Annotated in this window: 21 protein-coding genes and 8 pseudogenes; 15 read left to right on the top strand and 14 right to left on the bottom strand. The window is 70.8% G+C overall.

Going from position 1 to position 24,876, the window contains the following annotated elements:
* The first annotated feature begins 20 nt into the window (after positions 1 to 20).
* The 4 genes and pseudogenes from OHB56_RS31635 to OHB56_RS31650 form a co-directional block, all read left to right on the top strand.
* The gene (locus tag OHB56_RS31635) at positions 21 to 1,019 is read left to right on the top strand and encodes a FecCD family ABC transporter permease (RefSeq protein ID WP_406356977.1); all 999 of its coding nucleotides are present in this window, start codon (positions 21 to 23) and stop codon (positions 1,017 to 1,019) included.
* A complete protein-coding gene (locus tag OHB56_RS31640; RefSeq protein ID WP_406356978.1) occupies positions 1,016 to 2,125 on the top strand; it encodes a FecCD family ABC transporter permease in 1,110 nt (369 codons plus the stop codon). The genes OHB56_RS31635 and OHB56_RS31640 overlap by 4 nt, the downstream gene beginning before the upstream one ends.
* A complete protein-coding gene (locus OHB56_RS31645; RefSeq protein ID WP_388222176.1) occupies positions 2,122 to 2,961 on the top strand; it encodes an ABC transporter ATP-binding protein in 840 nt (279 codons plus the stop codon). Before OHB56_RS31640 ends, OHB56_RS31645 begins: the two co-directional genes overlap by 4 nt.
* A 199-nt stretch (positions 2,962 to 3,160) precedes the next feature.
* Positions 3,161 to 3,574, top strand: a pseudogene (locus OHB56_RS31650) (transposase); the annotation flags it as partial.
* 40 nt (positions 3,575 to 3,614) lie between these two features.
* On the opposite strand, the gene OHB56_RS31655 reads toward OHB56_RS31650, so the two are convergent.
* A complete protein-coding gene (locus tag OHB56_RS31655; protein WP_406356979.1) occupies positions 3,615 to 4,178 on the bottom strand; it encodes a hypothetical protein in 564 nt (187 codons plus the stop codon).
* A 249-nt stretch (positions 4,179 to 4,427) separates the two neighbouring features.
* Here OHB56_RS31655 and OHB56_RS31660 point away from each other — a divergent pair.
* Positions 4,428 to 4,484: pseudogene (locus OHB56_RS31660) on the top strand (hypothetical protein); the annotation flags it as partial.
* 277 nt (positions 4,485 to 4,761) lie between these two features.
* Here OHB56_RS31660 and OHB56_RS31665 read toward each other — a convergent pair.
* A pseudogene (locus OHB56_RS31665) lies at positions 4,762 to 4,887 on the bottom strand (IS5/IS1182 family transposase); the annotation flags it as partial.
* Between the two features lie 91 nt (positions 4,888 to 4,978).
* Here OHB56_RS31665 and OHB56_RS31670 point away from each other — a divergent pair.
* The 6 genes and pseudogenes from OHB56_RS31670 to OHB56_RS31695 all read left to right on the top strand — a co-directional run.
* Entirely contained in the window at positions 4,979 to 5,542 is a 564-nt protein-coding gene (locus tag OHB56_RS31670) for a hypothetical protein (RefSeq protein WP_406356981.1), read from the top strand.
* A gap of 431 nt (positions 5,543 to 5,973) precedes the next feature.
* On the top strand, positions 5,974 to 6,447 hold the full coding sequence (locus OHB56_RS31675) for a hypothetical protein (protein WP_406356983.1): 474 nt from the start codon (positions 5,974 to 5,976) through the stop codon (positions 6,445 to 6,447).
* 34 nt (positions 6,448 to 6,481) lie between these two features.
* Positions 6,482 to 7,231 (top strand): tetratricopeptide repeat protein, encoded by a 750-nt coding sequence (locus tag OHB56_RS31680; RefSeq protein ID WP_406356985.1) that lies wholly within the window; start codon positions 6,482 to 6,484, stop codon positions 7,229 to 7,231.
* A gap of 871 nt (positions 7,232 to 8,102) precedes the next feature.
* Positions 8,103 to 10,622: a hypothetical protein gene (locus tag OHB56_RS31685; RefSeq protein WP_406356987.1), complete on the top strand. Its 2,520-nt coding sequence runs from the start codon at positions 8,103 to 8,105 to the stop codon at positions 10,620 to 10,622.
* Between the two features lie 336 nt (positions 10,623 to 10,958).
* The gene (locus OHB56_RS31690; protein WP_406356989.1) at positions 10,959 to 11,147 is read left to right on the top strand and encodes a transposase; all 189 of its coding nucleotides are present in this window, start codon (positions 10,959 to 10,961) and stop codon (positions 11,145 to 11,147) included.
* 91 nt (positions 11,148 to 11,238) lie between these two features.
* Positions 11,239 to 12,153: pseudogene (locus OHB56_RS31695) on the top strand (IS3 family transposase); the annotation flags it as partial.
* A gap of 17 nt (positions 12,154 to 12,170) precedes the next feature.
* Here the strand turns inward: OHB56_RS31695 and OHB56_RS31700 are convergent.
* From OHB56_RS31700 to OHB56_RS31730, 7 genes and pseudogenes are all read right to left on the bottom strand, one after another.
* A complete protein-coding gene (locus tag OHB56_RS31700; protein WP_406356991.1) occupies positions 12,171 to 12,527 on the bottom strand; it encodes a hypothetical protein in 357 nt (118 codons plus the stop codon).
* A 289-nt stretch (positions 12,528 to 12,816) separates the two neighbouring features.
* Entirely contained in the window at positions 12,817 to 13,695 is an 879-nt protein-coding gene (locus OHB56_RS31705; RefSeq protein WP_406356993.1) for a hypothetical protein, read from the bottom strand.
* Between the two features lie 290 nt (positions 13,696 to 13,985).
* On the bottom strand, positions 13,986 to 14,648 hold the full coding sequence (locus OHB56_RS31710) for a hypothetical protein (protein ID WP_406356995.1): 663 nt from the start codon (positions 14,646 to 14,648) through the stop codon (positions 13,986 to 13,988).
* 261 nt (positions 14,649 to 14,909) lie between these two features.
* A pseudogene (locus tag OHB56_RS31715) lies at positions 14,910 to 15,158 on the bottom strand (IS5/IS1182 family transposase); the annotation flags it as partial.
* Between the two features lie 192 nt (positions 15,159 to 15,350).
* Positions 15,351 to 16,274: an LLM class F420-dependent oxidoreductase gene (locus OHB56_RS31720; RefSeq protein WP_406356997.1), complete on the bottom strand. Its 924-nt coding sequence runs from the start codon at positions 16,272 to 16,274 to the stop codon at positions 15,351 to 15,353.
* 72 nt (positions 16,275 to 16,346) lie between these two features.
* Positions 16,347 to 16,754, bottom strand: coding sequence for a hypothetical protein (locus tag OHB56_RS31725; RefSeq protein WP_326755323.1), 408 nt, complete (start codon positions 16,752 to 16,754; stop codon positions 16,347 to 16,349).
* A gap of 48 nt (positions 16,755 to 16,802) precedes the next feature.
* Positions 16,803 to 16,916 (bottom strand): annotated as a pseudogene (locus tag OHB56_RS31730) (HNH endonuclease); the annotation flags it as partial.
* 32 nt (positions 16,917 to 16,948) lie between these two features.
* On the opposite strand from OHB56_RS31730, the pseudogene OHB56_RS31735 reads away from it, so the two are divergent.
* Positions 16,949 to 17,215: pseudogene (locus OHB56_RS31735) on the top strand (hypothetical protein); the annotation flags it as partial.
* Between the two features lie 58 nt (positions 17,216 to 17,273).
* On the opposite strand, the gene OHB56_RS31740 reads toward OHB56_RS31735, so the two are convergent.
* The 4 genes from OHB56_RS31740 to OHB56_RS31755 all read right to left on the bottom strand — a co-directional run bounded on the left by OHB56_RS31740 (position 17,274) and on the right by OHB56_RS31755 (position 20,070).
* A complete protein-coding gene (locus OHB56_RS31740; protein WP_326755322.1) occupies positions 17,274 to 17,744 on the bottom strand; it encodes a DUF6099 family protein in 471 nt (156 codons plus the stop codon).
* A gap of 219 nt (positions 17,745 to 17,963) precedes the next feature.
* Complete coding sequence (locus tag OHB56_RS31745) at positions 17,964 to 18,329, bottom strand: nucleotide pyrophosphohydrolase (RefSeq protein ID WP_326757192.1); 366 nt, start codon at positions 18,327 to 18,329, stop codon at positions 17,964 to 17,966.
* Positions 18,330 to 18,342: 13 nt separating this feature from the next.
* Positions 18,343 to 19,569, bottom strand: coding sequence for an ATP-binding protein (locus tag OHB56_RS31750; protein ID WP_406356999.1), 1,227 nt, complete (start codon positions 19,567 to 19,569; stop codon positions 18,343 to 18,345).
* Positions 19,570 to 19,656: 87 nt separating this feature from the next.
* Positions 19,657 to 20,070: a cell division protein SepF gene (locus OHB56_RS31755; protein WP_326755320.1), complete on the bottom strand. Its 414-nt coding sequence runs from the start codon at positions 20,068 to 20,070 to the stop codon at positions 19,657 to 19,659.
* 294 nt (positions 20,071 to 20,364) lie between these two features.
* On the opposite strand from OHB56_RS31755, the pseudogene OHB56_RS31760 reads away from it, so the two are divergent.
* From OHB56_RS31760 to OHB56_RS31770, 3 genes and pseudogenes are all read left to right on the top strand, one after another.
* Positions 20,365 to 20,511, top strand: a pseudogene (locus tag OHB56_RS31760) (Tellurite resistance TerB); the annotation flags it as partial.
* 214 nt (positions 20,512 to 20,725) lie between these two features.
* On the top strand, positions 20,726 to 22,081 hold the full coding sequence (locus OHB56_RS31765) for a hemolysin family protein (protein ID WP_406357001.1): 1,356 nt from the start codon (positions 20,726 to 20,728) through the stop codon (positions 22,079 to 22,081).
* A complete protein-coding gene (locus OHB56_RS31770; RefSeq protein ID WP_055626965.1) occupies positions 22,078 to 23,097 on the top strand; it encodes a hemolysin family protein in 1,020 nt (339 codons plus the stop codon). The genes OHB56_RS31765 and OHB56_RS31770 overlap by 4 nt, the downstream gene beginning before the upstream one ends.
* A 453-nt stretch (positions 23,098 to 23,550) precedes the next feature.
* Here the strand turns inward: OHB56_RS31770 and OHB56_RS31775 are convergent, their stop codons facing one another.
* Positions 23,551 to 24,876 carry an FAD-dependent oxidoreductase gene (locus OHB56_RS31775; RefSeq protein WP_326755317.1) on the bottom strand — a complete coding sequence of 442 codons (1,326 nt, stop codon included), beginning with the start codon at positions 24,874 to 24,876 and terminating at the stop codon, positions 23,551 to 23,553.

The raw sequence follows: 24,876 nt of genomic DNA on the forward strand, positions 1-24,876 counted from the left end.
ATCTGAAAGGAGGGGCGGTTGTGACGCTGCGTGCGCTGTTCCTGCGCGGCTTGCTCCCCGGCGCCGGGGTCCTGCTGGCCGCGGTGGTGGCGAGCCTGCTCCTGGGTGCGGGCGACGTCGGGCCCGAGCGTGCCCTGTCCGCCCTGCTGGGCGGCGCCGACGGCGATGTCCGGTTCACCGTGCTCGAACTGCGGCTGCCGCGCACGCTGGTCGCCGTCGCCGTCGGTCTGGCCCTGGGGATCGCGGGAGCCCTGCTCCAGGCCGCCGCCCGCAACCCGCTGGCCGAACCGGGCCTGCTCGGGGTGAGCGCGGGAGCCTCCTTCGCGGTGGTGGTCGCCCTGGTGCTCGGCGCCTCGGCCGCCACCCTCGGCCCCTACGTGGCGGTCCTCGGGGCCGGTGCGGGGTGCCTGCTGGCGCTGGGCGCCGCCCGCCTGCGCGGCGCAGGGGACGACCCCGTCCGCCTCGTGCTCGCCGGCGCCGCCTTCAGCGGGCTGATGGCCGCCGGCTCCTCGGTGATGCTGCTCGTCGACGCCCGCGCCGCCGACGAGATCCGCTTCTGGACCATCGGATCGGTGGCCGGTCGGGAACTGGCGGACCTGTGGGCCGTCGTCCCCGTCGTCGGTCTCGGACTTCTCCTCGCCGTCCTCGTGGCCCCCGCCCTGACCGCCCTGAGCCTCGGCGACGACGTGGCCACCGGCCTCGGCCACAAACCCGGCCGGGTCAGGGCCGTCGCGGTCGCCGCCGTGGCCCTGCTGGTCGGCGGCGCCACCGCCCTGGCCGGCCCCGTCGCGTTCGTCGGACTCGTCGTGCCGTTCGCCGCGCGCGCCCTGGTCGGCCCGGACCTGCGCCGGCTGCTGGCCGTCTCCGTCCTCCTCGGCCCCGCCACCGTGCTCACCGCCGACGTCGTCTCCCGGCTCGTGGCCCGCCCCTACGAGATGCCCCTCGGCGTCATGACCGCGCTGCTCGGCGCACCCGTCCTGGTCGCCGTCGTCCGATCCCACAGGTTGCCCTCGCTGTGACAACGCATCCCGCCCCGCCCGGACCGGCGACCGCGACCAAGCCCGCGGCACCCGCCCGCCTTCCTTCGCTCGCCGTCCCCGGAACCTGGCGCGTGGCCGTCGGCCCGTACGCCGTCCTGATACCGCGCAAGCCGCTGCTGGGCACCGCCGCCGCCCTGGTCGTGCTGATCGCCGCGAGCGCGGTGCACCTCGCCGTCGGCGAGATCTTCGTCCACCCGCTGGACGCGCTGCGCGCCCTATTCGGCGACGGCACCCCCCGCGACCTGCTCGTCGTCGAACGCCTGCGGCTGCCGCGCCTCCAGGCCGGCCTCGCCGTCGGCGCCGCCCTCGGCGCGGCCGGCTGCCTGATGCAGACCCTCGCCCAGAACCGACTCGCCACCCCCGACAGCGTCGGCCTCAACGACGGCGCCGCCGCCTTCGCCGTCGCCTCCGTCACCGGACTCACCACCGGCCTCCTGCCCAGCGGGGCCGCCCTGACCGGCGCCGCCACCGCCGCCGCCCTCACCCTCGCCCTCAGCGGCGGAGCCGGACGCGGCGGCTACCGCTTCCTCGTCGTGGGCCTCGGCGTCGGCGCCGTCTTCGGCGCCGTCACCAGCCTCGTCCTCGCCCGCTCGGCCGCCGACGCGGCCAACGCCGCCTACGGCTGGACCGTCGGCACCCTCAACAGCCGCGACCAGGACGCCGTCGCCCTGCTCGCCCTCGCCCTGGTCGTCGTCCTGCCGCTCGCCATGGTCCTCGGCCGCCGACTGCTCCTGCTGCGCCTGTCCGACTCCGTCGCCTCCGGTCTCGGCGTCCGCATCAAGGGCCTGCGCCTGGCCGTCATCGCCCTCGCCGTCGTCCTCGGCGGCCTCGCCGTCGCCGTCGCCGGGCCGCTCGGCATGATCGCCCTCGCCGCTCCCGAGGCCGCCCGCCGCATCGCCGGGCCCCGTACCGTCCCCGTCCTGCTCTCCGCCCTCGCCGGGGCGCTCTTCACCCTCCTCGCCGACCTGCTGGGCCGCACCGTGCTCGCCCCGCTGGAGATCCCCGTCGGCCTGGTCACCGCCGTCGTCGGCGGCCCGTACCTGCTCTGGCTGCTGCTCACCACCCGTACCAGGAGGTCCCTGTGAACCCGGACCAGTCGGTCTCCGCGCACCCGGCCGAGCCGGACAGCCGTCTGCGCACGCGCGACCTGCGTCTGGCCCACGGCTCCCGGGTCGTCGTCGACGGCCTCGACCTCGCGCTGCCCGAACACCAGGTCACCGTCATCGTCGGCCCCAACGGCTGCGGCAAGTCGACCCTCCTCGGCGGGCTCGCCCGCACCCTGCCCGCGCGCGGCGGCGCCGTCCTCCTCGACGGCCGCGAACTCACCAGGATCCCCACCCGGGAGATCGCCCGCACCATCGGCATGCTCCCCCAGTCCGCGATCGCCCCCGACGGCCTCACCGTCCGCGACCTCGTCCGCTACGGCCGCCAGCCCCACCAGGGCCTGCTGCGCCAGTGGTCCGCCGACGACGCCCGCGCGGTCGAGGAGGCGCTCACCGCCGCCGACCTGCACGGCCTCGCCGACCGCCCGCTCGAGACCCTCTCCGGCGGGCAGCGCCAGCGTGCCTGGATCGCCATGGCCGTCGCCCAGGAGACCCCGATCCTCCTCCTCGACGAACCCACCTCGGCCCTCGACATGGGCCACGCCCTGGAAGTGCTCGAACTGGTCCGGTCGCTGGCCGCGCAGGGCCGTACCCCGGTCCTGGTCCTCCACGACCTGACCACCGCCTGCCGCTACGCCGACCACATGATCGCCCTCAAGGGCGGCGCGATCGTCGCCCAGGGCCCGCCGTCCACCATCGTCACCCCCGACCTGGTCCGAGAGCTCTACGGCGTGGAGAGCGCCATCCTCACCGACCCGGTCCACGGCACCCCGGTGATCTGCCCCCTCCGCGTCACCCCCTCCGGAGCAGCCGCCTGAACCCACCCCGGACATCCGAGGGACGCCTCGACGAGCCCCGTGAGCCGGGTCCTCGACGCGCCCGTCTGCCCAGGTTCTGTCCGATGGGTCGGTCGGGAGTGTCGTCACGACCGCCCCGCGAACACGGACTCGCCCCTGGTTGTCTGGTCTGGGCAGGGTCCAACGCCGGGGTGGTCGACCGGGCACGTATACGTGACTGCCACTCGCCCTCGTCGTCACGCTTGGGCGAGCCGGAGATGCGCTCGCTTTCGAGGAGGTCATGGCCCGGATCCGGGTACCCGAGCCGGTCGGCAGGCCGCGAACGACGCCGGCCGTGGTATTGGCCGACGAGGCGTACTCGTCCCGCGCGATCCGCAGTCACCTGCGTCGTCGTGGGATCCGTGCGGTGATTCCGCAGCCGGCGGACCAGGTCGCACATCGTAAGTGACTGGGCAACCACGGTGGGCGGCCTCCGGCCTTTGAACGCGACTTCCACAAGCAGCGGAACACAGCTGAACGGTGTGTCGGCAAGCTCAAGCAGTGGCGCGGACCGGCCGCTCGGTATGACAAGACCGCAACCGTTTGCCTTGCCGTACTCCATATCGGGGGCATCTTCATCTGGTCCACGAGGTGACCGGAAGCCACCGGCCACGTCGCGCCAGGGACGAGGAGCCCTACCAGTGGTGCCAGATCTCTTCGGGGGCGATATCCCAGGAGGTGCCCGCAATCTCTCCGGTGTTGAAGAAGAGGGCCCAGGTGACCACGGTGTCGCCGGCTCGCTGTGCGCCCAGCTCGATCTCGAAGGCGTCGACGGACAGGTCCCCTCCTGGACTGGACCGGAGCCCTGTGTCGTGCTGGATCGCGTACGCCTCCATGTCTTCGAAAAGCTCCGATGGAACGCGGCCGATCAGACGAACCCGCTCGTGGGTTACCTGCGGGCCGAGCAGTCCGTCGACCAGTACGCACGTCAGGCCCGCGCCTTCGACGAAGTAGCACTTGACCGCGGGACGGCTCAAGGCCGGTCGCGGCTTGAGGAACTCGACGCGCCACTGAGTACGGCCTGTCGAGTGCCAGCTCCCCATGTTGTGCTGCTCCGCGGTGAAGCCGTGCTCCGCCATGGCGGTGACGGCGGCCTCCCGGCTCATTCCAAAGTCCAGCGGTCCGATGGTCTGACGTGGGACGTACCGCCAGAGATCCCGCTCGGAGTCCTCGAGCACCGTCCAATAGTCCGTGTTCACGACCCGATGATCGTCCACACGGTTCTGCTCAGCACAATCAGAACGGAAGATCCGAAAGACAGGCCATAGTGCCGGGCTCCCCTTTCGCTGGGTACATGTCCTGGTGACGGGGTGGTTCGGGTGCTCGGGGGCGGGTGCTGAACGGTGGTGCTGCGGGCACGGCCGGGCCGTGACGGGAGCGAGAAACGAGTCGTGCGTCGGCTGTCGCGGGCGCGTAAGGCGCCGCGTGATCTGGTACTGCGGGCACAGATGATCGAGCTGAGCCGGTCCGGGCAACGAGTGTCCGCCATCCCGGACGAGCCGGGGTGCAGTTCCCGAACGGTTCGCCGCCGGTTGCACCGCTTCAACCGCTTGGGCCTGGATGGATGGGAAGATCTGGGCGGGCAGGGCCACGAGCCGCGGATCACCGAGGCGGCTCGCAGGCCAGTCCTTCGCCGGACCGCCCGAGATCGAACACGCCACACGCCTCGCAAAAGCCCAGTTCAACACCCGGGCCCCCTGGATATGGGGCAGACCCGTGCCGCCAACTCGCCTTCGACGAAGCCGATACGCGCACCCCGTTCGAGGAACCCGGCACCAGCGACAGAATCCGGTCCCCCAGTGGCAGGCTCCACGGCCGGCCCTTGCGTACCGGGTCCGCGCCCTCGCGCCGCGTCGCAGTGACCGGTTTGCCGAACTGCCGCGGGCTCAGCCCGGTGAACGGGGCTATCCGGAAACCTCAGGGCCCTGGCTTGTCGAGCTGTGGCCGTCAGCCCGCTGTGTAGCCTGTCGATCTGCTCGAACGGGATGAGGGGCGGGGCGTGGAGACGTTGGTGGAGGGGGCCGTCGCGGAGGCACTTCGTGGCGGGGGCGGCGAGGTGCCCCGTCTGTATGTCGCCGCCTGCGCCGAACGCATGGCGTCATTGTTCGTGGGCCTGCGGGCGAGCGCGCCGGGGCGGGAAGCCGACCTGGACTTCTACGCGGAGTCCGTGCGCGATCTTTGGTATGCCGACCGGCCGCTGGCCGACGCCGCCGAACGCGTACGCCTGCTGGAGCGGTTCCCGGAGCTTCAGCCGGACGAGGAGGGGATCACTGATGTCGCCGACACCTACGCCTTCTTCGCTGTCCTCAGCCTGCGGTATGCCCTGCTGGCCCACGGCTCGGGAAACGCTGATGACGCGGTGTCCTGCGGCCATGCAGCGCTCACCGCGATGGGATTGCTGGACCAGAACGTGGCGGGTGTCAGCCTTCTCGCCGAGGAACAACGGCTCCAGTCCCTCTCCCTGAGGGGTGACGCTTCAAGCCTGTGGGACGCGAGCGTCACGGCAGGGCGGGAGAGGTTCCGTGCCGCACTGGGCCGCCTGCCCCGCCAGGCATGCTTCTGATCGTTGCCGGTGAGATACGGCTTTTGGCCACGCCGCCGCTGTGCCTACCTCGTCGACCAGCGCTTGCAGTCTGCCCACACAGCGCCCTCACGCACGATGCCGAGGAACGGCATTCCCCATCGATGCTGCCGGCCCGTTCCCGGCACGCTTCCGTGCGTTCCCGGAGCGGTACGCCCGCCCCGGCGTCGACACGGTCGCCCGGCACGTCGCTCAGGAAGACCCCGTCGCGCGCCGCCGGGGCTGAGCGGGGCCCGACGTTCCGGCCGGGACCTTGTCCACTCCCGGCAGAGGTCGCAAGCCGATGTCGGGGGCGGTGGCTAGGGTGCACAGCCATGGACGCCGCTGGGCTTGACCACCGGACCCGGATCTTGTCCGGCTGCGTTCCTCCGCTCCTGGTCTCCCGGCTTCTCGAGCTCGGCCATGGAGAGGTAGTGGAGTTCCAGGCCGGCCGTGGGGAATGGTTCTGCGCGCGGGAGTGGACGCGGCTGTTCGGTGACCAGGGTCGGCAGGCAGAGGCGTTGGAGATGCTCGCTCCGTACGTCGCCACGGGCTGGTGGCCCGCCGCCTGGGCCCAGGGGGAACTGCTGGAGAGCTGGGGGCGGACAGAGGAGGCGATCGCGCTGGCCCGGCCGTACGCAGAGGTCGGAGGGACCGCGCTGGAATTCTTCGCACGACTGCTGACCCGGCACGGACGCCAGGACAAGGCGGTCGTGTTGCTGAGTGCCGGAATCGAGGACCGGCTCCTCGCCACCGCTCTGGTCGACATCACGAGAAGACGGGCCGGGACGAGGACATCGCCGCGTTGCTGGCCGTCCGTATCCCGGCCCAGCACCGGTGCGACACCCCGTGGTGTTGCTGCGGCCTCGCCCCGACACGGCAATCGGCCTGCTTGCCGCGGTCCGTGAGCGCCAGGGTCGCGTCGGCGAAGCGATCGCCCTGTTGCACACCCGGCAACACATCACCTCCGTCAACAACCACGACCGACTGGCCGATCTGCTGGCGCGGCACGACCGGATCGGGGAACTGCGCGCGTACGCGGCGTCCGAGTACCACGGGCACGCCGCGCGGCGCCTCGCTGAGGTGCTGGAGGAGCGCGGTGACGTGGAGGGCGCGATCGCCGCGTACCGGCAAACGGACGGCTCACCGGTCCGCCGGCATCGCGGTGTGGTGCAACTGGCGTGGCTCCTGGCCCGGAACGGCCGGGGGAACGAGGCGATTGAGGTGATGCACACGCTCGTGGACTCACCCGGCGGCGTGGAGGACTGGCTTGTCGACACACTGTGTGCCCTGTACGCCGACCACGGCCGCGCCCACGACGGCCTGGCACACCTCGACGCACTCAAGACGCGCCGCGGCGGCGAGGAGGAACGGGACTTCTTCAGGATGCGACTTCGGCTCATGGCCGACTGCGGTCTGCTCGATGAGGCAATCGAGCAGGCGCGGGCGCATCCCGAGGGCGACACCTGGTACGCGGCCTGGACCATTTCCGACCTACTCGCCGAGATTGGTCGGGCCGAGGAGGCCGTCACCGTTCTCGAACCGCACGCCCCCGCCAACGGCGGCCCTCTGGCCGGCTACCTCATCGACCTCGGCCGGGTCAAGGATGCCGTGGCCCTTCTTCAGCAGCGCACATCCGAGCCGGTCGCACCCGTCTGGACGGGCACGTTCTGCACCGAACCCCCGTTCTGACACCGCGCTTCCCGGGCCACACCCGCCGGTGGGGCACCACAGTCGAACTCCGGTGAGATCGGCCGGACTTCGCTGAGACGGGAAAGCAGGCGTCCCGCCTGCACGCAGGCCGGTCGGACACGGAGTCCCTGTGATGGCTGTGTCCGCGTGCGAATGTCTCCGCGGCATGCCCGGCCCCGTCTCTGATCACGCGGGGCCGCCGCCGTCCGGTCCTCGGGGTGCAGGGGCCGGGCACCGTCACCGCTCCAGCGGGCCCGGGCGGTCAGGTCCAGTTCCAGGTGGCCGTTCATGTCGGGCTCGAACCGGCCGTAGGTGTCCCGTCTCACCGAAGGTTGAGCGTTCTCACCGAACTTTGACCGCCTTGCGGGCCTACTGAGCCAGGGGTACCGCGCAGGTCGAAGTTACTCACCGCCGACGGCCCGCAGGTCAGAACCTCATAGCCCGGCTTGCCAGCTGACACCGCTCCGTTGTTATCGTGCGATACCTCAAATCGGCCTGTGAGCAGCATAGTTGGTTGCTAGTTCACCTGATCTAATGAACTCCGCCGTGCTAGTTCGGCATTGCACGGGCGCGGGTGGCAGATTCCGTGGTGCACGTCGGTGGCTCATCACCGGCGTCCGCCTCATGCCGCCGTCGGCGGAGCAGGAGCAAGCTGCGAGACGTCCAGACGCCACCGAGGCGTTGTTGGGGCTGATCGTTCTTCGGGCGTTGGCAGGTGGGCCGTACGGGGCGAGGACCGCCACACACCCTTCTGCAGGGTATTGGCTCGTTCCTCGTCGGCACGAGGCTTCGGCGCTCGGGCGCGTGACACGCTCCCGAGAGACGAGAGCTTCTGTGTTCGCCCGGCACGCCCGGGTGGAAGGACAACATCATGGTCGCGAAACGACGCGACGGCATTTTCCCGCATATCGGCACCGACGCCTGGGGCCGGAACCTCGCGGACGCCATCGAGAACACCTGCGCGGAACACGGGGTCGTGCCCCCTCCCCGGCAGGCGATCACCGAGGGGCTGGCCACCGCTCTCCCGGACACCGAGATCAGGGGCCTGATCGCCAGCCGGAGCGGCAAGAAGGTGCTCAAGCCCTCGGCCTACCGTCTCGTGCAGGCCGGCGACGAGCAGGTACTCCTGCTGATGTGTGACGCCCATGGCGCTGCGGTGGTCCCATGGGACCTCAACGACCGCACCGTCGGCTGCTGGTCGCCGCCCGTTGCTGAGGCCGGCCAGCGCGTCAAGGACCTCATCGCCGCCGAGCTGGCGCTGCACGAAGCCAGGAAGACCGCGAAGACCGCGGAGAAGGAGCGGGAGAGCTGCCGCCGCGCGGCCGGCGACGACACGTACGCCGCGCAGGCCCTGGCGGCGGCCACGCAGAAGCACGAGGACGCTGAGCGCCGCGTGGGGGAACTCGAAGGTGAGCGCCAGGCCCTACTCACCGCCCTCGGTGGCCGGCGGCCGCGTCCTGTGGTCCGGGCGGCGGAGGAGGACGGGGAGCCGAAGGCGGCGCTTACTCTCGCCGAGCAACCGTACGAGGTGGCCGTTCACATGCAGCGGTACGCCGCCGAGAATCTGGAACGTGCCGGCAAGACCCGCGGCTACGACCTGGCCGAGTCCCTCGTGGACGCGGGCCAGCTCTCCAAGGGCATGAACGTCCTGCAGCAGTGGCAGATCACCCGCCCGGACGGCACAGTGTCGAAGCTGTGGCGGCTGGCCGCCGTGACCGGCAACAACCGCGCACTGGCCCGTCTCAACATCTTCCGTGTGCGTCCGGAACACCTGGTCACGGGGATGCCCCAGTCCCTCCTGCCCATGCCGAAGGACAAGAAGGCCGATCCCGAGCTGCTGCTGCTGGGCCAGCGGGAGATCCTGAACCGGCTCTCCGACCGGCTCAACGAGGCCGCCGCCAAGCCAGAGCCGGAGGCGACCGACCCATCGGTCCGGGCCCAGAAGATCGCCACGGTCTCCGCGGAGATCGTGATCGGCTGCACCAAGCCGGCGGCGCTGGAACACGTTCTGAGGACGCTGAACGTCAACGACCACCTGCGCGGCATCCAGCCCTACGACGAGGACGCACGCCTGATTGCCCTGTTCGCGACGCTCGTCGACGCATACGCAAGGGAATCGCTCCTCGCGGACGCGCTCGCCGAGGCGTTTCCCGACGCGCGCGGCGCGGACCTCCTCGACCTGGTCGGGGTGCGCGACGCGCTGACCGCCAACGGACCGCTCGACCCACTCGTGCCGCTCGTGCCCGCGGGCAACGACGTCTCCTCCACCGTGCTCCGCGACATCGCGGTGCGCGCCATCACCGCACTCGTGTTCCCCGAGATCCCGCCCGAGGCCCCGAAGCGGACGAACGCACGCACCGTCCGCGACACGGGGCGCTTCTGGCCGGTCGTCAGGGGCACGCTGCAAGAACCGGCGTGGAGCCAGACCAAGGCGAAGACAGCAGAGGCACGCACCCGCCTGTGGTCTGCCGCCATCGCCCAACTGTTCCTGCACCGGGGCAACATCCTCTCTGCCCTCGGCTTCTTCGGTGTCCCGGAGACCGCCAAGGGCGCCGGGCAGGACCCGCGGTCACTCAAGGTGCTCCTCCTCGGGGCAGAGGCCGGCGACGCGACAGCCTGGGCCGCCCTCGTCCAGCGCATGGCACCGGCGCTGATCCACGCTCCGCAACCGTTCATCACCGCTGGCCAGGGCAGCGAGGCAGGCGACGGACGCAAGGGTGTGCGCCGCACCCCCAAGAGCGCCCTCGCCGCCCTCACTCTGGCGTACACGGCAACCAGCGCCCCGAACATCAGCCGAGCACTCCTCCTCGCGTTCGCAAAGGCCGTGCTGGAACACCCGGACGCGACGCAGCCGCCCGAGACGGAAGGCGGTGAGCCTCTGGTCTGTTACGGGGAGCGGCACTGGGTTGAGGGCCGGACGCCGATCACCGCGGGGATGGTGATCGCTCCTGACACCGAGGGCCGGCCCACCCACTACGTCGCCGACAAGGCCTGGTTCGACGAGACGTTCCCCGTGGAGCTTGGCCGCCCGGCCCCGGGCAGCCTCGGAAGCACCACCACGTCCCCCACGGCCGGGACCAGCACGGATCCCACTGCTACCGTGCACGGCGCTCCGCCGGCCGACCCGCACGACCAGCTGGCCACGTTGCGCCGGGAGCTGCCCGCCCGTGTGGAACTCGTCGAGAGCGGCTACCAGCAGGCCGTGGACTCCGCCCACACCCTGATGACGGATTTCGAAGAGGCGCACCGCCTGCGAGTCCAGCTCGGAGAGGACGCGCTCCCGGCCGAGCAGCGGATCGAGTGGATGGAGAAGCTGACGAAGGTCCGGGCCGCGGCCCAGGCCAGCGTGACGACGCTCGAACAGGTGGAAGCGCTGATCCTTCAGGTCTGACCGACGCGGTAGAACCCGAGACCGGCATGTGCCGACGGGCTCCTCAAGGCAGTTGAGGAGCCCGCCTCCTGTTCTCACCAGTCGGGTGCCGAGGGCGGGCAGACCCGACTGAGGCGGTCAAAGTTCGGTGAGAACGCTCAACCTTCGGTGAGACGAGACAGTAGGGGTTCACGCGTGTCCGGGACCGGGCTCGGGACTGGTGGGTCCGCATGTCCAGGAGCCGCGCATTCGCCGTAGGCGCCGGTCGACCGTCCCCTGTGCCGGTGTTCTGAAGCTTCCCCTTGATGTTGGACACCTGGAGACTGGGACGTGAGGTTCCAGAGGAAGTAGTGCCAGGTGGGAAACAAGAGCAACCGCAGTAGGCGGTACACGGAGGAGTTCAAGCGGGACGCGGTCGCTCTGGTCCGCTCCTCCGGCAGGACCGTCACCGAGGTGGCCCGGGAACTCGGCGTCAGCGCCGAGGGGCTGCGCAACTGGGTCAGGCAGGACCAGGTCGACCAGGGCCAGGGGCACCGGGCGAGCTGACGACGGCCGAGCGGGAGGAGCTGCGTCGGCTGCGCAAGTTGGCCCGTGAGCAGGCCGAGACGATCGAGGTGCTGCGAAAAGCGGCGGTCTTCTTCGCGAAGGAGAGCGATCGGTGAACGACGTGTACGTGTTCATCGAAGCGGAGAAGACCACCCATGGTGTTGCTCTCTTGTGCCGGCTGCTGAAGGTTGCCCGGTCCTCGTTCTACGCCTGGCGGGCCGGCGAGCAGGCCCGCGCCGCCCGCCAGGCCGCCGACGACGCCCTGGCCCACGAGATCACCGTGCTGCACATCGCCTCCAGACACGCATACGGAGTGCCGCGCATCCACGCCGCACTGCGCAGGTCGGGCAGGCGGATCAACCGCAAGCGCGTGGAGCGGATCATGCGTGAGCGCGACATCGCCGGGATCACCCGGCGCAAACGCCGTTCACTGACCCGCCCGGCGAAGAAGGCGGTGCCCGCTGCGGATCTGATCGGCCGCGACTTCACGGCGAGCGCGCCGGGCGAGAAGCTGGTCGGCGACATCACCTTCATCGCCACCGAGGAGGGCTGGCTCTACCTGGCGACCTGGCTGGACCTGGCGACCCGCGAGATCGTCGGCTACTCGATGGCCGGCCACCACCGGGCGTCCCTGGTCGTCGACGCGCTGGCGATGGCCGCCGGCCGCGGTCGGCTCCAGCCGGGCTGCATCGTGCACTCGGATCGCGGCAGTGAGTACACGTCCGAGGAACTCCGGCGGGAGATAGGCCGGTTGAAGCTGCGGCAGAGCATGGGCCGGACCGGCTCGTGCTTCGATAATGCCGTCGCCGAGTCGTTCTTCGCAGTACTGAAGGAAGAGATCGGCACCCGCCGCTGGCCCGACCGAGCCACCGCCCGCGCCGAGATCTTCACCTTTATCGAGACCTTCTACAACCGCAAGCGGCTACGGAAGCACCCGCACTGGGGCTACCTGACCCCGCTGGAGATCCGGCAGCGGCACGAGCAAGGACATGCCCTCGCGGCGTAAGCATCGAGTGTCCAACGTCACGGGGAAAGTCCAGCTGGACGCTCACCCCAGCCCTCGTACCAGTACCCGTTGTGCTCGACGGCGAGCAGAACACCTTCGACCGGCCAGTCGAGCTGTCGACGCAAACTGTTCAGATCACCGCCGCGCCACTCCGGCCACGGCCTGGACCAGGTCTGCCCGTCGTCGGGAGGAACGTTGACCGGAAGGCCTGCCGCAAGAAATGCTCGGTGATCGTCCGCGAACTCGAAGCCATACTCGCGCTCGATGCGCGCGAACTCGGCGTCCGTCAGCCCCGGCTCGAGCTCATAGAGACCTGTCTCTGCCAGGCGACGCGCGGCCTCCGCACCCAGGTGTGCTCCCTCATTGCTGATCATCGCCGCACGCTAGCGCCGACCGGAGCCCGTCGTCATCCGAGTTGTGCGCTGGACGGTGCAGCCGAGGAGTGGTGGAACATGGAAGAAGTACATCACCGCACAGTGGCGGGCCGCTTCCGCCGACTGGGCCGTCTCTGGGCCGTCCGAGGTCGCTCGACAGTGGCCGACGACGACCACTGAAGACCACTCGACCACCCATGAACACCATCCTGACCAGCGAAAACCCAGCTCACCAAAATCCCCGACAAGACCCGGGGCAAGAAGTTGGCGTACTGATCGCGCCCGCCGCCTACGGCCCGCCTTGGAAGAAGCCGGACTTCAGGTCCCCGATGACGGCATCGAGTGGATGCCCACTGACGATCAACGGTCCACTCCAGGGCGCGCTGAGTGCGAAGAGCAACGCCAGGCTCAGCCCGACCACACTCGCCACACCCACGATGAGCAGTGACGTTCGCAGGCTGCTGCGGAAGACCAGTGCGCCGGAGTTCACGATCAAGGCCAGTCCGCTGACCAGAAGCGTGACGACGTAGAGCGTGGGAACCTCGCGCGAGGCGGCCGCGATGCGGGCGCGCCGACTATTGGTGACGTCGTCCAGGGAGACCACCAGCTCCGTGCCTGTCGTGCTTCCCACCTCGGGCCGGGCTGCCTCGGCGCGCACGCTTCGCTCCAGCCCTGCGATCGCGCGAGCGGTGGCCGGGTCGTCACCGGACGCCGCTGCTGGACTCTTCCATTCCTTGGCACGCGTGGTCTGCAAGTAGTCCAGCAGCGCCGCATGGATCGGCTCCGACTGGACTCGCGGACTTGTCGCCGCCCATGCCAGGCGGGAGGCCGCGGCCGCCTCGTCGCTCACCAGCCCCTCTGCTGCGCGCAGGTAGCCGGCCTCGCTGGCCAGTGAGAGTGCCGCAAAGATCGCGAAGGCAGCGCCGAGTGTCGGCATCAGGGGCGTGGCGATCTGCGGCACCCGGTCCCGTTCCTCGACCGGTACAAGCATCCGGACGCCGATCCGCGCCACGGCCGCGACCAGTAAGGCAAGTAAGAGTCCGCCCACAACCAGCACCACCGCCGGCAGCGAGGTCAACCAGTCCACCACATCACCTACAGCCCGTTTCCACGAGCACCCCACGCGGCGACACATCGGCCCCGTGGCCTGGAGCTCCTCGTCGATCACTTTTAATGAACGCTCCATGGTCACAGGTCGAAGGCCTTCGACGCTCGCGACGCCCGGCACGGCATCTCGCTTCGTCGGCCAAACAGCCGAGTACGGCCCAGTACGAGGCTGTACTGACAACGACCGCCGCGCCCGTCTCACTTTCCGTCTCGTTCAGCCTGGTTCACCGTCGTTCAGCCGAGACCGGAAGCCGGTCCCCATCCGGTGGCGAGCCGCCCATGAACGCAGGTGAACACCCCTGTGCACACACCCACACCCCGCCAGCACAGTGGGAAAGCGTGCGCCCTGCATCAGCAGGTGCGAGTGCCGGCAAGCCACGTCCTCCAAACATGTCGGGTGTTCGGCACCTCGGGATGGTCCAGGAGCCGGAGAACGTAGCCCGCGTGGAGCTGTGCCCACGATTTCCCCGAGCGATGAGCCCTGTGGAGCCTGCCGCGCAGCTCGTCTCCGTCCACCGCCCGGGCCACACGCACGTACTCACGGTCCTTGCACCGATAGGGCCGCTGCACAGCGAGGTCGACCAGGTCGACAAGTTTCGCTCTCAGATACTGATCGTGGTCAGCGGCGGCCAGGTCACGGATCAGAGCTTGTTTCGCACCCCAGGCCTTGGCGTGCTCCGTCCACTCCTGTGGATAGCGTGCCTCCCACTCCAGGAAGAGCAGCGCAAGGGGCAACCGCGGCCACGTGCTGATTTCCCCGTGGGCGTACTCGCTCCCGCTCCACAGCGCTCCCGGAAAGCAGCGACCGCAGGCCCTGCGGTAAGCCCGCATCCTGGCTCTGAACCACAGCCTGGGGAACCGGCCTTCGTTCAACCGGTCAAACGCAGCCTCGACCTCCATGCGGGCTCCAGCCTGACGGTCGAGGGCAGCAGCGCGCTCAGCGGGGTCCGCTGATACCAGACCGTGAGCCCACGCCAAACCCTCGACCCATTCATGGTCGTCGTCGATGCCCAAGCCTGCCGCTTCTGTCACAGGAAAGATCATCTCGTGAGGGGGTACGCGACCACTGCTCAATATGCTCGGCACCGGTCACAAGGGTGCCGCTTCAGCAGCGAAGTGCAGCACCCACAGCAGCTGGCCCCGACCGGCTACGGCCCTCGGCGACGTTGCAGCGACTGACACGCCCCCCCAGTCGTTGACCGAGCCACATAGAGCTAGCGATCAAAGGTTACGAAGTCTGGTGTGCGCACCACGGCCGCACCACAAACGCACCGGATCGAGCGGGGACCGTCCGGCGGCTTCTCCGCCGCCGGGGGCCTTGGTGATGGCACCGCCGATGGCGATCCGGTCCGGCACGAGGCCGACGATCCGGTCGTACGCCTCCAACGCGAGCTGTCTGAGCCGGGCGAACACGCCGAGCCGGATCCACTCGTCACGGCGGTTGCGGATCGTGGTCGCTGAGCATGTGCTGTCGGCAACGGCTTCGTAGGAGCAGCCGAACCGGAGGATGTGGAGCAGCTTGTCGCGCTGGGGCAAGCAGGTCTGGGGCGAGCTGAAGTGCGAGCCGTAGCCGTCCCAGTGACCCACTTCTGCGACCTCAAGTGCGAGGACGGCGAGACTCCGTCCGCAGGCCTGCCGGGAGTGCGGGCAGCCTGCCCGCACGGCCGACACGGTCGTGTGGGCCGTGCGGGCAGGCTGCCCGCACGGCCGGAGAGGCTAGCTGAGCTGGGACTGGACCTGGGAGGAGATCAGTTCCAGGTGGTCGAGGTCGGGCAGGTCGAGGATCTGGAGGTAGATGCGGCGGGCGCCGATCTCCGCGTAGCGGCCGATCTTGTCGACGACCTCGGCGGGGGTGCCCGCCAGTCCGTTGGTCCGCAGCTCGTCGGGCTCGCGGCCGATCGCGGCGGCCCGGCGGGCGATCTCCTGTTCGTCCCTGCCGACGCAGGCGATCAGCGCGTTGGAGTACACGAGGTCGCCCGGGTCGCGGCCGGCCTCCTGAGCGGCGGCGCGCACCCGGCCGAACTGGCGCTCGCTGTCCTCGATCGAAGCGAAGGGCATATTGAACTCATCGCTGAATCGAGCTGCGAGCCGGGGGGTGCGGACGGCGCCGTGGCCGCCGATGAGCACCGGGATCTTGGCCTGGGCCGGCTTGGGGAGCGCCGGGGACCGCGTGAGGTCGTAGTACGTGCCGTGGAAGTCGTAGGTCTGCCCGGTCTCGGTCGCCCACAGGCCGGTGACGATCTCCAGCTGCTCCTCCAGGCGGGCGAGCTTCTCCTTCGGGAAGGGGATGCCGTACGCCTTGTGCTCGTCCTCGAACCATCCTGCCCCCAGGCCGAGTTCGACGCGGCCGCCGGACATCTGGTCCACCTGGGCGACCTGGATGGCGAGGACGCCGGGGAGGCGGAAGGTGCCCGCGGTCATCAGGGTGCCGAGCCGGATGCGCTGGGTCTCGCGGGCGAGACCGGCGAGGGTGATCCAGGCGTCGGTGGGGCCGGGCAGGCCGTCCACGGAGCCCATCTTGAGGTAGTGGTCGGAACGGAAGAAGGCGTCGAAGCCGAGGTCCTCGGTGGCCTTGGCGACGGTGAGCAAGGTGTCGTAGGTGGCCCCCTGCTGGGGCTCGGTGAAGATACGGAGATCCATTCCCCCATCCTGCCTGCTCAGACCCAGCAGGGCCCGGCCGGTCCGTGGTCCCGTGCCGTACCCGTGTCGCTCCTAGCTGATCACCAGGAGCACGATCCACATGATGCTGGCCAGAGACGGGAGGGCGTAGACGATGACCGGTGTGGCGCGCACGCCTGCTTGCCGTGTCGCTGCTCGCGTCGCGGCGTAGTCCGGGAGCTTTTCCGCTGTTCGGGCCTGTACTGCAGTCGAGTACCGGAGGTGCCGGTGTCCTGCGTACAGCCAGACGAACGTGAGGGGGAGCCCGAACGCGGCGATCACCCGGGCCGCTGTCTGATCGGTCGTCAGTACGGTCGAGTAGGCCACGACCAGCAGAGACTGTGCGACCAGGAAGAGATTCCCGCGTTCGTAGATCATGGAGTCTTCGTGTACTACCCACTCCCACAGACGTTGGTCGACGGCCTCGTCGGCAGGTGTGCGGTTCGTCCGGGGATCGTCCATGGACTCGTTCTTCCCGTCGCGGTGTCGGAACTACCGCCTCCGAGAGGTTCACCACTGCCTGAAGCATCGTTCCGACTTGGCGGTGGTGGTCCGGTTGCCGCGGCTTCCGTTGCACCGCCGGTGTGCGGGCCGGGCGTTGGCCGGTTCGAGCAGGTGGCCGCCGCGGGAGAGCGGGACGAGGTGGTCGAGGGCGAATGCGCTGCAGCGCCGTCGACCGTGTCGACGACCCGTCCGAGGACGCGCTGTTCATGGTGATCAGCGGCCTCGACGACTCCGGCAACACCTTCGTGGTCGTCCAGCCCGACGAGGACGACCACGTGCGGTCCGCCTCAGTGGCCGTCCTGGTGGAAGGCGGCTACGGGATCGTCCGGCGTGACGGCACCCGCGGCGAGCACAAGGTCACCACCTCAACCGGCGTCAACGGCATCGCCCGCGCCCTCGGCGTCTGGAGGGCCGCCCGTCATCCCCTCTCTCCCCTCGGACGGTCGACCGGCCGGCTCACCACTTCCCCAGCACGGTCTAGCCGGTCTCGCGTTCCGCGAGGGTCCGGTCGCGGTCCGCCAGTTTGCGAAGCATCTCCAGGACGCGGTCGCGGGACTCGTCCGCCGCGTCGATGGCCTCCACGCACTGCCAGTACGAGGTCTCGTCGTCCGCCACGGAGGCCATGCCGACCAGCGCGATGCCGACCTCGCCGAGGAGTCCGCCCAGGTGCAGCAGGACCTGCCGGGCGTCACCCAGGTCGGTGAGCAGGGCCGCGCGCAGTTCGCCCGCGCCGAGCCTCGGGGTGTCCAGCACGCCGCAGCCGCGGCCCGCCAGCTCGGTCAGCCCCAAGGCCTCGCCGCGCAGTTCGGGCGGGCCGGTGACCGCGAGGCGACTGCCTATCGCCTGCGCGAGTGCCTGCGCCTGCCACACCTCGGCCGAGAGTTCCGGCACATCGCCGGCGGTGGTGAGGGCCCGCCTGCTCGTCGCTATGAGCCGCACAGCGTCCATGCGCCGCCCCTGTCTGTCCGACGCGCTGCCCACGCGTCCGCCCAACTTCCTTGTTCACTACCCAGAGTGAGACCGTTTGAGACAGAACACCTGTCGGAAGGTGGAAATCTGCGGACAACAATTCGAAAACGGTCGACATATCGACTGCGGAGAGTGATAACGGAGAAGCCCCCTCCGCGGAGGAACAGTCTGCGGAGGGGCAGTCCCCGAAGAGCCCGTTCAGACCGGGAAGCGGTGCTCGTTGCGGTCGATCTTGGCGTCCAGCGCGGCCAGGGGGTCGATGCCGAGCACCTCGCACAACTGGAGGAGGTACGCGAGCACATCGGCCACCTCGTCGCCGACGCGGTGCGCGGTGTCGGGGTCCTCCATGACGCGGGCCGACTCCTCCGGCGTCAACCACTGGAAGATCTCGACCAGTTCGGAGGCCTCCACACTGAGCGCGGCGACGAGGTTCTTCGGGGTGTGGTACGGCTCCCAGTTCCGCGCCGCGGCGAACTCGGCGAGCCTGCGCTGGAGTCCGGCCACGTCCAGCGGGGCGGACCGGCCGGCGGGGGTGGTGGAGGCGGCGCGGGCGGTGGGGCGCATCGGGTCGGGCGTGTCAGTCACGGTCCAGGTGTACCACCGTCACGCCGCCCACCCCCGCGACCCAGGAGGCGTCGCTCACCGAGCCGACCAGCCGGATGTGCCCGCGTTCGCACATCCGCGCCGCCAGCCGCAGCATTTCCACGCGCTGGTGCGGGTCCATGCCCCGGTCCAGCCCGTCGGCGAGCACCGTGAGGGTCTGCAGCGCGGCCGGGACCTCGCCCGGCGCGTCGACCTCCAGTACACCGGGTCCGGTGAGCAGCACCAGGGCGAGTGCGACGTACCGCAGCTCGCCGTCGCCGAGCCGTCCGAGCTCGGTACGGATTCCGTCGCCCCGGTCGAGCAGGGCGCGGACCAGTCCACCGCCGTACGGTTCGGCGAGCAGGCCGGCGACCGGCCCGGCGCATCCGGCGCGCACGGCGGACACCAGGAGCCCGTACCGGATCGCGCACTCGGCGTGGGTGCGCCACAGCACGTCGGCGAGGTTGCCGCAGTCGCCGAGCAGCCGCCCGGTGCCGGACGGTACGGGGTCGCGCATGCCGTCGGGCCGGGGGTCGCAGGCGAAGACCGAGCGCAGGGCCACCACCATCTGCTCGGCCGCGGCCAGCACCCTGCGCTCGCCGGGCGTCCGGCCGGCGACGCGCAGCGGCAGCAGCGCGGTGCCCAGACGGTCGTCGGGCAGCGGGCCACGGGTGACCGGGGTGGCCCCGGCGGTGTGCCAGGCGGCCTGCACCGTGCGGCGCCGGGGGTCGCGCAGCGCGGTCTCCAGCAGGACCACACCGTCCGCCGTCAGCCGCTCCCCCACGATCCGCAGCCCGGGTTCCGCCTGGACGGCGACCTCGAGCCGGACCGGTCCCTCGGGGCCGTCGGCGGTGCAGCCGATGCGGAAGCCCCGGCGGTCCTGCGCGTCGGCGCGGGCCCGTTCCGGCACGCACGCGTCCGGTTCGGGGAAGGCCTCGCCGAGTTCGGCCCCGCCCCCGAGCCGGGCGAGCGCCTCGTAGGCCCGCAGGGCACTGGTCTTGCCGCTGCCGCTGGCCCCGGCCAGCAGGGTGAAGGGCCCGAGCGGGAGCCCGGTGTTGCGATGCCCGGCGAAGGCGGACAGCAACAGCTCGGTCAGGTGCGGCCGGTCCGGGCGCCCCTGGGCGGCGCCCTCCCCGGGGAAAGCCCCGGCGGACGGGGCGACGGAAGCCGGGGAGGAGGACGGGGATGACATGGGCGGCGGCGACAGGCGGGGCAGGGTCATGTGCGGGACGCTAGGGCCACGGCGCGGGGCGAACCGTTCCGCTTGTGCGGGCTTCCCACGATCGGGCGAAGCGGACCGCCCGCCCGTTCACTCCCCGGGACCCTGACCGTCTCCGGGGATCCCGACGCCCTGCATCAGGCCCGCCACTTCGGTGCCGGCCGGGGTCAGCAGGAAGACGTTGCGGTCGACGCGGTGCATGCCGCTGCCCAGACCGAAGACGACACCGGTGCTGAAGTCCAGTATCCGTTTGGCGACGTCGCCCTCCGCACTGGTGAGGTCGAGCAGGACCGGTATCCCGGCCATCAGTGTCTCCGCGACGTCGCGGGCGTCCGCGAACACGTTCACCCTCAGGACCACGAAGCGGCGTCGCGCCTCGGTCTCGGCTTCGGGCCTGGACCGGTGGCCCACCGAGGACGGCCAGGCGTCGCGGCCCCGCAGCGGAACGACCTGGGCGAGCCCCTCCCACTGTTCGTCGGTGACATCGTGGCTGTTCACCGGCATGCTCCGTCCTGGGTCGCGCTGACTGTCTGCATCGGTCAATTCTTACGCATGGCCACCCGTTCGGCCCAATGCGACACACTCCGCCACCTCGGGCTGCCCGGCGTGAGCCCTTCTGCCCGGGGGCCGGATCCGCCAACTTCTACATTGATGTAGATATGTGCTGCCGAGGCCGACCGGGGCCCGGCCTACCGCAAGGCGTGAAGTCGCCCGCCCCCCATCCGAACGCTTGGAGTAGGCATGGCCTCGTGGGACCGCATCGAGGAATCCGCGCCGCGGACGCAGAGCCGGCTCGACGCGAAGAAGGAGCCGGTCGAGACGCGTGCCGTGATCCCGACCGGCATCGTCATCGGCGGCGCGGACGGTGGCTTCGACCGGAACGGGCAGGCGGTCGTCCGTGAGGCGTGCTTCGCCCTGAGGCCGCCGCCGCACGAGGTCGATCTCTGCGCCACTGGCCGGACCGCACCCGGGCGGGTGCGGTCCGGCCTCTTGCGGGAACATGGCCCCCGTCGGAATCGTTGGACCGCTGACAGATCCCACCAGCACATATACGAGGAGCCACGCACGTGTCCGCCAGATCGACGGACCCCCCGGGGCACAGTCCCCGACCACCCCGTCACGCAATGGTTGAAACCGGCACCCGGCGGGGTGGTGTTCGATGAGTGCCGTAGAGGCCTTGCTGGGCCTGCTCGCCGTGTTCGTGCTCACCGCCGGCACCGGCTATTTCGTCGCCCAGGAGTTCGCCTACGTCTCCGTGGACCGGCTCGCGCTCGCCCGTGAGGCCGAGGCCGGGGACCGCAGGGCCGCCCGCGCCCTGAAGGTCCTGGAGCGGCTGTCCTTCATGCTGTCGGGCGCCCAGCTCGGCATCACCGTCACCGGTCTGGTCGTCGGCTTCATCGCCGAGCCGTCCGTGTCCGCGCTGCTCCGGCCGGCACTGTCCGGCCTCGGACTGCCGGACGCGGCCCTGAGCGGCATCTCCGTCGTGCTCGCCTTCGTCCTGGCCACGGTCATCCAGATGGTGCTCGGCGAACTGGCCCCGAAGAACCTCGCCATCGCCGTGCCCGAGCGGCTGGCGAAGGCACTGGCCGGCTCCACCCTGGCCTATCTGAAGGTCGTCGGACCGCTGGTGCGGATCTTCGACAACGCCGCCTCCCGGCTGCTGCGCCGCATCGGCATCGAGCCGGTCGAGGAACTGCACCACGGAGCCACACTGGAGGAGCTCGGCCACCTGATCGGCGAGTCCCACGAGAGCGGGGCACTGCCCGGGGACACCGCCACCCTGCTGGACCACGCGCTGGAGTTCTCCGAGCGGACCCTGCACACGGTGATGGTGCCGCGCGCGGACGCCGTCTTCGTCCGCGGGGAGGCGAGCGCCGACGAGGCGGTCGGCCTGATCGCGGCGCACGGCCACTCCAACTACCCGGTGCTCGGGGACCACCCCGACGACGTCGCGGGGGTGCTGGGCGTGCGCGAGCTGATGGCGGTGCCCGCCGGCCGGCCGGCCGGAGCCACCGCCGGCACGATGGCCAGGCGGCCCCTGCTGCTGCCGGACACGCTTCCGCTGCCGGACGCGGTCGCGCGGATGCGCGAGCAGGACGACGAGTTCGCGGTCGTCCTCGACGAGCACGGCGGCGTGGCCGGCATCGTCACCTACGAGGACATCGCCGAGGAGCTGGTCGGTGACATCGCCGACGAGTCCGACAAGGTCTCCGAACTGGCGGTCACCGACGGCGACGGCTGGCTCGTGGACGCGGGCCGCCGGCTGGACGAGGTCGCCGAGGCGACCGGCGTGCGGCTGCCCGAGGAGGACGACTACGAGACCGTGGCCGGCCTGATCGTGGACCGGCTGGGCCGTTTCCCCACCGTGGGTGACCGGGTCACCGTCGAGCTGCCCGAGGACGGCCACGCCGTGATCGACGTACGCACCCTGGACCGGCATGTCGCCGATCGGGTGCGCCTCACCCGGATCGCGCCCCAGGCGGAGGAAGCCGGGAAGACGGAGGAGCCCGCATGAGTTTCCCGACGGCTCTCTTCGTGACCGTGCTGCTGCTGATCGGCAGCGGGTTCTTCGTGGCGGCCGAGTTCGCGCTGGTCGCCGCCAAACGGCACCGCATGGAGAAGGCGGCGTCCGAGGGGCGGCGCGGCGCCGGTGCCGCTCTGGCGGGCATGCGCGAGCTGTCGCTGATGCTCGCCGGCGCCCAGCTGGGCATCACGGTGTGCACGCTGGGTCTGGGCTCGGTGTCCAAGCCCGCGATCTCGCACGAGCTGGACCCGCTGCTGCACAGCCTGGGTCTGCCGAGCGCGGTCAGCTACGGTGTGGCGTTCGCCGTCGCGATGACCGTGGTGGTGTTCCTGCACATGGTGGTCGGCGAGATGGCGCCCAAGTCGTGGGCGATCGCCCACCCGGAGCGTTCCGCGATGCTGCTCGCCCCGTCGTTCCGGGCGGTGGTGAAGGTCGTGCGGCCGCTGATCCACGTGCTGAACGTGGTGAGCAACGCGCTGGTACGGCTGTGCCGGGTGAGCCCGCGCGACGAGCTGGCCTCGGTCCACGACCGGGAACAGCTCACCCACCTGGTGGTGGAGTCGGAGCGGCTCGGCCTGATCAGCAAGACGGACTCGCAGTTGCTGACCCGCTCGCTGACCGAGCCCGACACCCCGGTCTCCGCCCTGCGGATCCCGGCCGACGAGATCGACTCCGTCGAGGGTGACGCGGGCGTCGACGAGGTGCTGCGGACGGCCGCCGCGTACGACCGGACCCGGCTGCTCGTCCGTGACGGCGGCACCGTCCTCGGCTCGCTCCACGCGCGTGACGCGCTGGTCGCGCGCGCCCGGGGCCGTGCCACGAGCGCGCGCGAGCTGGCCCGTCCGGTGCCCGAGCTGACGGACACCACGACGGTCGCCGACGCGATCGACGTGCTGCGCCGCCGCCGGGGCACGCTCGCGGTCGTCCGGGACGACACGGGCCGGCTGACCGGCCTGGTCACCCTGGACGACCTGCTGGCCCGGCTGATGCTGCCGGCCGGGGGCTGACCGCTCTCCGGCCGCGCGCACCACAGAACGCCGGCCGGTCCGCTACCTGCGGACCGGCCGGCGTTCGTCGTGTCAGTGGACGTGGACCCGTGCTCCACGTCGGCGCGGGCCCATGGGCCGGGCCGACGGATCAGGGTGGAGGCAGCCGGCCGCATCCGACCGGCTGGGGTGAGCGGGGACCGGTGCGGTCAGCTGCGCGGCGGAGAAGGACGCCGACGCGCTGGGGCCCCTCCCGCGCATGGACATTCCTCCCGCACATGGGGATCCCCCGCTCGAGCGAAGCCGAACGGGGGAGTGGGTGACCGACGGCAACGCCACTGGGGGCACGCCTGCTCGAAGCCGCTCGGGGAGGGCGTGCCGACCCCGGCGCCTCCGGCATGATCCGCCGGACCGGCCCTGATCCGTCGGCCGCCTGCGCGACCGCCTCACCGGCGGTCGCGGCGAAGGCCGTCGTCAGCGGGCCGTGCCGCCGGCGAGCGCGGCGTCGGGGGCCGCCGCCTCGCTCTCCTCGATGCGGGCCGAGGTGAGCGGGACGGGCCGGAACATGGGCGGTTCCTCGTCCGGGAACAGCGCGGTGGGCCCGTACACCCAGTCGGTGAAGGCGTACTCGGCGGGGTCGACGCCCCGCATGATCGCGTTGCGCTGCAGCCGTTCCGTGCCGTCGAGGTGCCACAGTTCGCCCCAGGCGCGGGCGGTCGTCAGGATCCGGCGGCAGTGCTCGACGCGGACCGCCTCGTACGCGGCCAGTGCGGCGTCCCAGTCGACGGCCGACGGGGCGGCGTCCTCGGCGCGCAGCCGGGAGACGTGCCGGGCCAGGACCCAGCCGTCCTCGATGGCCATGATCGCGCCCTGGGCCATGTACTGCAGCGGCGGGTGGGCGGCGTCGCCGAGGAGGACGATGCGGCCGTGCACCCAGGTGTCGATCGGGTCGCGGTCCATCATCTGCCACCAGCGGTCCCGCCACATCAGCGGGATGCCCTTGCCCACGGTCTCGCAGGTGCCCTCGAAGGCCGCGTCGAGTTCGTCGGGGGTGCCCCAGTCCTCCTGCCCGGCGAGGGCCTTGGGCGACTGGAACACGGCGACCTGGTTGAACATGTCGCCGCCGCGCAGCGCGTACTGGACGAAGTGGCAGCGGGGTCCGACGTAGACGGTGACGTCCTTCTCGGCGATGCCGTTGTCCCGGACCTGCTCGATCGGGACGGCCGCCCGGTAGGCCACGTAGTCGGAGCTGACGACGTCGTCGCCGATCAGCTTCTGCCGGGCCACGGAGCGCAGGCCGTCGGCGGCGATGACGAGCGGCGCCTCCTCGGTGCGGCCGTCGGCCAGGGTGATGCGGGCGCCGCCGTCGGTGTTCTCGTAGTCGACGACCGTCTGGTCGGTGACCAGGTCCACGCCGGCCTCCCGGCAGGCCCGCAGGAAGAGGCCGTGCAGGTCGCTGCGGTGGATGACCATGTACGGGAAGCCGTAGCGGCGCTCGAGGTCGCCCAGGTCGAGGCGGACCAGCTCGCGGGAGTCGAGCGCGTCGCGCATGACCATGTTCTCGGGGACCACGCCGAGTTCCTTGGCCTCGTCGAGCAGACCGTACTCGTCGAGGATGCGGGTGCAGTTGGGCGCGATCTGGAGGCCGGCGCCGACCTCGCCGAACTCCGGGGCGCGTTCGAGAACGCGGATGCGCAGCCCCTCCCGGGCGAGGGCGAAGGCGGTGCTGAGGCCACCGATGCCACCGCCGACGATGAGGACGTCGGGTCGGCCTTCGGTGGGAGGGGTCGCAGGGGACAT

This window comes from Streptomyces sp. NBC_01635, assembly GCF_045209715.1.
Classification (GTDB): domain Bacteria; phylum Actinomycetota; class Actinomycetes; order Streptomycetales; family Streptomycetaceae; genus Streptomyces; species Streptomyces hirsutus.

Coding starts and splice junctions, on each gene's coding strand:
- OHB56_RS31685 (WP_406356987.1), top strand. CDS start 8,103: ATGGTCGCGAAACGACGCGACGGCATTTTCCCGCATATCGGCACCGAC.
- OHB56_RS31700 (WP_406356991.1), bottom strand. CDS start 12,527: ATGATCAGCAATGAGGGAGCACACCTGGGTGCGGAGGCCGCGCGTCGC.
- OHB56_RS31720 (WP_406356997.1), bottom strand. CDS start 16,274: ATGGATCTCCGTATCTTCACCGAGCCCCAGCAGGGGGCCACCTACGAC.
- OHB56_RS31725 (WP_326755323.1), bottom strand. CDS start 16,754: ATGGACGATCCCCGGACGAACCGCACACCTGCCGACGAGGCCGTCGAC.
- OHB56_RS31740 (WP_326755322.1), bottom strand. CDS start 17,744: ATGGACGCTGTGCGGCTCATAGCGACGAGCAGGCGGGCCCTCACCACC.
- OHB56_RS31745 (WP_326757192.1), bottom strand. CDS start 18,329: ATGCGCCCCACCGCCCGCGCCGCCTCCACCACCCCCGCCGGCCGGTCC.
- OHB56_RS31750 (WP_406356999.1), bottom strand. CDS start 19,569: ATGACCCTGCCCCGCCTGTCGCCGCCGCCCATGTCATCCCCGTCCTCC.
- OHB56_RS31755 (WP_326755320.1), bottom strand. CDS start 20,070: ATGCCGGTGAACAGCCACGATGTCACCGACGAACAGTGGGAGGGGCTC.
- OHB56_RS31765 (WP_406357001.1), top strand. CDS start 20,726: ATGAGTGCCGTAGAGGCCTTGCTGGGCCTGCTCGCCGTGTTCGTGCTC.
- OHB56_RS31770 (WP_055626965.1), top strand. CDS start 22,078: ATGAGTTTCCCGACGGCTCTCTTCGTGACCGTGCTGCTGCTGATCGGC.
- OHB56_RS31775 (WP_326755317.1), bottom strand. CDS start 24,876: ATGTCCCCTGCGACCCCTCCCACCGAAGGCCGACCCGACGTCCTCATC.